Source organism: Archangium sp., assembly GCF_036389735.1.
GTDB lineage: Bacteria > Myxococcota > Myxococcia > Myxococcales > Myxococcaceae > Archangium.
The window spans coordinates 1-7,176 of sequence record NZ_DASVWK010000046.1 but is presented as its reverse complement, the minus strand read 5'-3'; the positions used below and the strand labels follow the sequence as shown (position 1 = coordinate 7,176).

5 protein-coding genes are annotated in these 7,176 nt (G+C 70.4%); 2 read left to right on the top strand and 3 right to left on the bottom strand.

Going from position 1 to position 7,176, the window contains the following annotated elements:
- The coding region (locus tag VF794_RS01600; protein WP_331107023.1) for an acyltransferase at window positions 1-707 on the top strand (707 nt) is incomplete at its 5' end.
- A gap of 22 nt (window positions 708-729) precedes the next feature.
- On the top strand, window positions 730-2,010 hold the full coding sequence (locus VF794_RS01595; RefSeq protein ID WP_331107021.1) for a carbamoyl-phosphate synthase: 1,281 nt from the start codon (window positions 730-732) through the stop codon (window positions 2,008-2,010).
- Between the two features lie 18 nt (window positions 2,011-2,028).
- On the opposite strand, the gene VF794_RS01590 is transcribed toward VF794_RS01595, so the two are convergent.
- The 3 genes from VF794_RS01590 to epsC form a co-directional block, all read right to left on the bottom strand.
- Window positions 2,029-3,366: a hypothetical protein gene (locus VF794_RS01590; RefSeq protein ID WP_331107019.1), complete on the bottom strand. Its 1,338-nt coding sequence runs from the start codon at window positions 3,364-3,366 to the stop codon at window positions 2,029-2,031.
- Between the two features lie 12 nt (window positions 3,367-3,378).
- Window positions 3,379-6,126: a glycoside hydrolase family 44 protein gene (locus VF794_RS01585; protein ID WP_331107017.1), complete on the bottom strand. Its 2,748-nt coding sequence runs from the start codon at window positions 6,124-6,126 to the stop codon at window positions 3,379-3,381.
- A partial coding sequence (gene epsC / locus VF794_RS01580) for a serine O-acetyltransferase EpsC (RefSeq protein WP_331107015.1) occupies window positions 6,126-7,176 on the bottom strand: 1,051 nt, incomplete at its 5' end. The genes epsC and VF794_RS01585, both read right to left, overlap by 1 nt.

The following is a 7,176-nucleotide window of genomic DNA, read 5'->3' as shown; positions in this document are numbered from 1 at the left end:
TCTTCTACTTCGCCTGGTCGCTGGCCACCGAGGAGCAGTTCTACCTGCTGTGGCCCTTCGTGGTGCGCTCCTTCCGGAGCGCCTGGGGCCCGGTGGTGTTCATGGCGGGGCTGCTGGGGCTGGCGCTGTTCGCGCGCTGGGGCGTGAGCGCGGGCCAGCTCGACACGCACCTGCTGGGGGTGCGGATGATGGCGAGCATCTCCCCCTCCATCTGCATGGGGTGTCTGGCGGCGTACCTGACGCACTCCCCGAGGACGTTCGCGTGGGTGTGGCGGGTGCTGGGGCAGGCCTGGAGCGTGCCGCTGGCGGTGGGGTTGATGGCGGTGGCCCTCTACCGCTACGACACCCCGGCCTGGCTCGTCTCGCTGCTGCTCACGGTGCTGGTGGTGGCCATGTGCGTCCGCCCGCGCCACGTGCTGACGCCGCTGGTGGAGCACCCCTGGCTGCGCTACATCGGCGGCATCACCTACGGCATCTACCTGCTGCACATGCTCTCGTTGAACGTCGTGCGGCGGGTGGTTCCGTTCCACGATGTGACGGTCTACTTCGTGCTGACGCTGGGGCTGAGCGTCGTCCTGGCCACGCTGAGCTACCGCTACTTCGAGACTCCCTTCCTGAAGCTGAAGCACCGCTTCGACTGGCGCGGCGACAAGCCGCCAGCGCCGGCTCCGCGGCCGGTGGCGAGCACGTCGCCGAGCGCGAGCTGAAACCCTCCGAGGAATCCAAGACATGACGACATCGACCCGCCCTCCCATCCTGCTGACGATGGCCGACTACTACGGCACGCTGGCCGCGGTGCGCTGCCTGGGGCGGCTGGGCATTCCGGTCACCATGGCCGAGTCCAAGCTGCTGGCGCCCGCGCGCTGGAGCCGCTACGTGACGCGGCGGGTGGAGTGCCCGGACGTGAACGACTCGGAGCGCTTCCTGGAGTGGCTCATGCGCTTCGGCGAGCAGGAGCCCGGCCATGTGCTCTACCCCACGAGCGATGACATGGCGTGGCTGTTCGCCCTGCACCGCGAGGAGCTGTCCAAGCACTTCCGGATGTACCAGCCGGGCGTGGACGTCATCTACGGGCTGCTGAACAAGAAGAGGCTCCACGACCTGTGCATGGAGGTGGGGCTGGATGTACCGGACACGTGGTTCGCCGAGAGCGAGAAGGACCTGGAGCGAGTGGCGGCCGAGGCGCGCTTCCCGGTGCTGCTCAAGCCGCAGACGCAGATCCTCTTCGAGAGCCACGTGAAGGGCTCGCAGGTGGAGCGCGCGAGCGAGCTGCTGCCGCGCTACCGCGAGTTCCTGGAGCGCAACCACTACGGGCGCAAGCTGCTGGACTACGACCCGAAGGCGAACCGGCCGATGGTGCAGGCCTTCTACACGGAGGCGGCGCAGAACATCTTCAGCTTGAGCGGCTTCGTGGACCGCACGGGCGAGCTGTTCGTGGGGCGCGGAGCGGTGAAGGTGCTCCAGCGGCCGCGCAAGCTGGGCATCGGCCTGTGCTTCGAGGAGGTGCCGGTGGACGCGGAGCTCGCCGAGAAGCTGCGGGCGCTGTGCAAGAAGCTCGGCTATTACGGCACCTTCGAGGTGGAGTTCATCCGCGCCGGGGGCAAGCAGCTCCTCATCGACTTCAACCCGCGCTTCTACAGCCAGATGGGCTTCGACATCGCCCGGGGCTCGCCGCTGCCGCTGCTGGTGTACGAGGCGGCGTGTGGCCACGAGGAGCGGCTGGCCGAGGTGGCGCGCGACGCGCTGGGGTGGAAGGGCGCGGGCCAGTACATCTACTGCCACCGGGGCATCTTCGAGCTGCTGCTGCGAGCGCAGGGGCTGTCGGGCCGGCTGTCGTCGGCCGAGGTGAAGCACTGGCGCGAGTGGTACGCGCGCAACCAGGAGCGGGCGGTGGACGCGGTGCTGGACACGGGCGACTGGGTGCCGTGGATGGTGGACGTGGCCATGCACCTGCGCTCGTACGCGCGCCACCCCAAGGGCTTCATCCGCACCATGGTGCTCGACAAGTAGGGCGAGCCCCGTCGGGGGCTACGCCGCCGTGGTGGGCAGGGTGGCCTCGGACACGGTGTGCAGCGCCCCGGCCTTCCACTCGGCGAGGCGCATCGTCGCCCCACCCGAGGGCTGGGGCTCCACCACCACGCAGGTGAGGCGCCGCTCCACCTTCGCGAGCCGCTGACAGTCGGTCTCCAGCGAGGGATTGCGCCGCAGCTCCTGGAGGAAGGCCCTCCAGGTGTCGTCGCTCGCCTCCGGCGAGGGCATCCGCAGCAGCCAGATCCACGTGCCGGTGTTGGCGTAGACGTGCCCGGACGCCTGCTGCTGCCAGCGGGCCGAGTGCGTGTGTCCCATCACCACGGCGCGTGCCTCGTACTGACTCGCCAGCCGGCGGGCCTCCGCGAGCTCCGAGGGCTCGGGGGCGAGGACGGAGGGGGCCGCCCGGCTGTAGCGCCCGAGCCCCGCGCGCACCAGCTTCAGCCGCGCCTGCTCGAGGGCCTCGTCTCCCTCGAAGGAGATGGGCCCCGAGGCGACCAGTGCGTTGGCGAGCGCCGCGGCCTCGGGTTGCGTCAGGCCGGCCTCGGAGAGGCGCTGGCCGAAGCCCTCCCATTCGGAGAGTTCCTCGCCGCCGGAGTAGGCCGGCCGCAGCCCGCGGTTCTTGAGCAGGCGCCAGAGCAGCCGGAGCGTGTCGGGGGGGAGCACGGCCTTGACGGCGGCGGGGTGGGTGCCGAGCGCGGTGAGGACGGTCCCCTCGATGTCGGGCTTGAGCAGGTCCACGTAGCGCAGGTGCTCGCGGGACTTGAGCGGGTTGAGGAGGCTCTTCACCAGCAGCGAGCCGGGTGGATAGCGGAAGGGCGTGCTCGGGCCAAACGTGCCGGCGAGCAACGTGTCGTGGTCGACGCGGTTGGTGTCATCGCCCTGCTCGCCGTGGGTGACGAGGATGTTGGCTCCGCCCACGGAGAGCAGCAGGGGCTCGGTGGGCACGGGGAAGGACAGCCGCCAGGCGATGGAGTCCGGCTGTTGGAGCGCGTCGCGGAGCACCGCCTGCACCTCGGGCAGCACGAGCTCGAGGTCGTGGTTGCCCAAGACGATGAGGACCTCGCCGCCCGCGTGGAGCACCCGGCCCAGCGCGGCCATCACCTTCGCCGTCGGCGCATGGGTCACCAGCTCGCGGGCCTGACGCACCGCCTGGGGCACGTCGAGCTCCGGCGGATCCTCATTGAGGAGGAAGTCGAAGGTGTTCCCGTTGAGGACGACGCGGGTGGGCGACGTGGCGAGCGAGCCCAGCAGGACGGGCAACTCCTCGTCTCCAGCGAAGATGTCGTAGCTCCCGCCGTTACCGAGGTGCAGGTCGCTGAGGATGACGGTGCGCATGCACGGGGAGTGCTACTCCCGGGCGAGCGTGAGGTCCAGCACCGTCATGGACCAGGGGGCCAGCATGACCTGCATGCCCGTGCCGGACTGGAGGAAGGACTTGCGCTCGGAGAAGCCCGAGGGATCTCCCGCGTAGCCCAGCACGCGCGCGCTCGCGACGCGGCCACAACCCCGGAGCTCCACCTGGGCGTTGCGCGCCTCGTCCGGCTGGAGGTTGAGGGCCACGGCCACCACGCGCTTGCCGTCATCGCTGCGCGAGGCGAACAGGGACATGCCCTGGGCGTCCGAGGCCTTCTCGAACCGCGAGGGGACGAAGTTGTCCTGGAAGCCGCCGCCCTTGCCGTCGAAGTTGCGGTAGGCGCGGAAGGCCCAGAAGGTGGGGCTGCGGTTGGGCGGGTAGGTGAAGAGGAAGGCCGAGGTGAGGTTGCCCTCGGCGAAGCGCCCCAGGGCCTCGGCCTGCGCGAGGCCGCCGCTCATGTGCTTGGTGGCGCCGAAGTTGTACTCGCCGATGGAGATGCCGCGGCCCGGGTAGTTCTCGGAGATCCACCGCTTGAGGCGGGGAATCAGCTCCACCTTGTCATCGATCCACGACTCGTCGGTGTACGTGGGGTCCCACAGCGCGCGGGTGGAGCGGATGCGCCGCGCCGAGGTGGCCGGGTCGGTGGCGCCCGACTCCTCGAAGCCGATGCCCTCGCCCTGCGGGTAGAAGTGCACGTCCACCACGTCGAGGATGCGGGTGCCGGTCTGCTTCTCGTGCTCGCTGAGCTTCTTGAGGTACCACGCGAGCAGCGGCACGTTGCCGTGCGCCTTGCGATCCTTCTTGTTGCCGCCCGGGGCCACGTCCGCCGCCGAGTTGTAGTAGTTCGTCCAGCCCCACTCGGCCGGGCCGGCGATGACGGCGTCCGGGTCCGCCTGCCGCACCGCGGTGCCGTAGGCGATGGTGCGCTCGAGCAGCTCGTCGTAGGTGGCGGGCTCGGGGTGCACGTCGCGGTGCGTGGTGTTCCAGAGCATCGGCTCGTTGTCGAGGATGTACTGGTGCACGCTGCGCCCGCGCGTCTGGTCCTTCTCGCGGATGGAGCGCACCCACTCATGGATGAACGAGGGAGGCGCCTCGACGCTCGTCTGCGTGGGCGAGGGCGGGCTGAGCGCCTCGCCCGAGGGGCCAATGCCGTTGCCAGCCTCGGGGACGTCCGGGTCCATCTTCTGCTGGGGGCCGAAGAAGGACTTGGGGAAGCCCACGGAGGTGGCGTCCTTGGCCACCCAGCCGAGCATGGGGACGGTGAGGGCGGACTGGACGCCGTGCTGGAGGTTGGCCTGGAGGAAGCTGTCGGAGGTGTACTGGGGGCTGGTGCCGAGGATGACGTTGCGGAAGAAGTAGTCGTTGGCCGTGTTCCAGACGTTGCCCAGCTTCCAGTTGTAGCGACTGGTGGGGTTGCCACCCCAGCGGCGCGCGGTGGCGCCGACCTCCCACTGGTGGTTCTCCTTGAGCTCGCGCAGGTTGCTGAAGGCGATGCCGTAGATGAGCGGGCTGATTCGGTGGCTGGGGGCGGTGCAGTCCACCACCACCTTGGTGGCCTTGGCGTCACCGAAGGCCACGCGACCGCCCCCCACCTCGGTGGCCGTCTTTGGCGCCTGGCCCTGGGTCCCGGTGGGCGTGACGAGGTTGGCGAAGCCCACCTGGTTCAGCTCCACCCAGTCCTCGCCCACCTTCTTGTGCGCGCGCAGGACGATCTGCGTGAAGGGATGCTTCTCCGGGTTGAGCTCCGCCAGGGGGACGAACACCTGCGTCCACCCGCCCTCGCGCGAGGTGACGTACGAGTCCGACAGCTGCACGCGGGGGAAGATTACTTCGCCCTCGGAGTCCAGCCGTACCTCGAGGAAGTCCCCGAAGCCCTCGGGGGGGCGGTAGCGCAGCGTGAGCCCGCCGGACTCCACCGCCAGGCCCTTCTTGTGCAGAATCCACCCGCCCATGTTGGCCAGCCGCACCTTCGCCGGGCCCGGGTTCTTCACGTCCTTCTCGGACCAGCCGCGATCCTCCCAGCCCGCCTGAAGGACGTTGTCGAAGGCCAGCTCCACCGGCTGGATGACCGTCTGGGCGCCGGTGCCCGACTGCCGCGTCTGCTCCGCCACGAAGGTACCTGAGGCGGGCTTCATGCCACCGGGGGCGGTGAGGCCCACCTGATCCATCTCCACCCAGTCGTCGGCCACCTTCTTGTGGGCGCGCACGACGATGCGGGTGAAGGGCACCTTCTCCGGGTTGAGCTGCTCGAAGGGGACGAAGAGCTGCACCCAGTCGCCCTCGCGGCGCGCCACGTGGCTCGAGTCCACGGGCACCCGGGGGAAGAGCGTCTCGCCCTCGGAGTCGAGCCGCACCTCGAGGAACTCCCCGAAGCTGGAGGGAGCGCGGTAGCGCAGCGCGAGCCCGCCGAAGTCGCCCTGGAGGCCCTTCTTGTGCAGCATCCACCCGCCCATGTTGTCCAGGCGCAGCTTCGCGGGGCCGGGGTTCTTCAGGTCCCGCTCGGCCCAGCCCACATCCTCCCAGCCGGCCTGGAGGGTGGTGGCGAAGGCCACCTCGGTGAGCGGGGGGATGTCATAGACGGTGGTGCCCGAGGGCGAGCCCTGCGCGGCGGAAGCCTCCGCGGTGTTTCGCTTGCAGGAGGCCAGTCCCGGGGCGCACGCGTACACGCCGACGAGCAGGGCCGCGCGGGCCCTCCTGCCGGGTGTCCACCTGGGTGCGCCGCTCCGACCGGCTCCGTGCATCACTCGCCGTCCACGTCTCTGCGGGGGACGATGCGCGCGGGCACGCCCACCGCCACGCTGTCCGGGGGAACGTCCTTGAGCACCACCGCGTTGGCGCCAATGCGCGAGCGGGCGCCAATGGTGATGGGGCCGAGGATGCGCGCGCCGGCGCCCACCCACACGTCGTCCTCGATGACGGGGTAGCCGTCGTCCTTGGCGGTGCCCACGGTGTTGTTGCCGTAGAAGCGCACGCGGTTGCCCACCTTCGCGTCGCCACCCACCACGGTGCCCAGGCTGTGGACGAAGTAGACGCCGCTGCCCAGCTCGACGTCCTTGCCCACCTCCACGCCCAGCAGCGCCGTCTGAATCACGCGCAGCGCGTGGTTGCCGAGCGGAATGCCCAGCCCGCGCGACGCCTCGCGCAGCCGCTGGAGCGCCAGCACCCGGTAGCCATCCGAGGTGAGCACCATGGAGGCCACGGCCTTCACGCCCGTGCCGCCGTGCTCGGAGCGCGCCACCTGCACCGCGTCATCCTTGAGGGCGCGGACGAGCCGCAGCACCTGGCCGGGCTTGCCACCGGTGAGCGCGTAGCGGGCCACGTGCCGGGCCGCCTTGCCCAGCGAGCCCGCCTCGGCGCGCGCCCCGCGCAGGTACTCCATGGCGTACGTCACCGAGGTGCCCGCGAAGGCCGCCTTGGTCAGCCCCGCCTTGTCGGCCAGCTGGGCCGCTCCCATCACCGCCCGCGTCAGGGGGCGGGTGGCCTCGGGCGCCACCACCGCGGCGGCGAGCAGCGGCCGGGCCAGGGCGTTCATCTCGAAGAGGAAGCGCCACGGGTCCACCTGCGGCACGTCCGGGTGCTTGGCCGCCACGTGCGAGTCGAAGATGCCGTAGCGGTGCGCGCGCTTGAGCCACTTCTCCAGGAGGGTGTGGTCCGAGCCGTGGAGGACATACGCCTCGGTGCAGAACTCGAAGCGGCAGCCGGCCTTCTCCAGGCGCACGCCCAGCTCGATGTCCTCGGACTGGCCGAGGCTCTTGTCGAAGCCGCCGGCGGCCACGTAGTCCTCGCGGCGG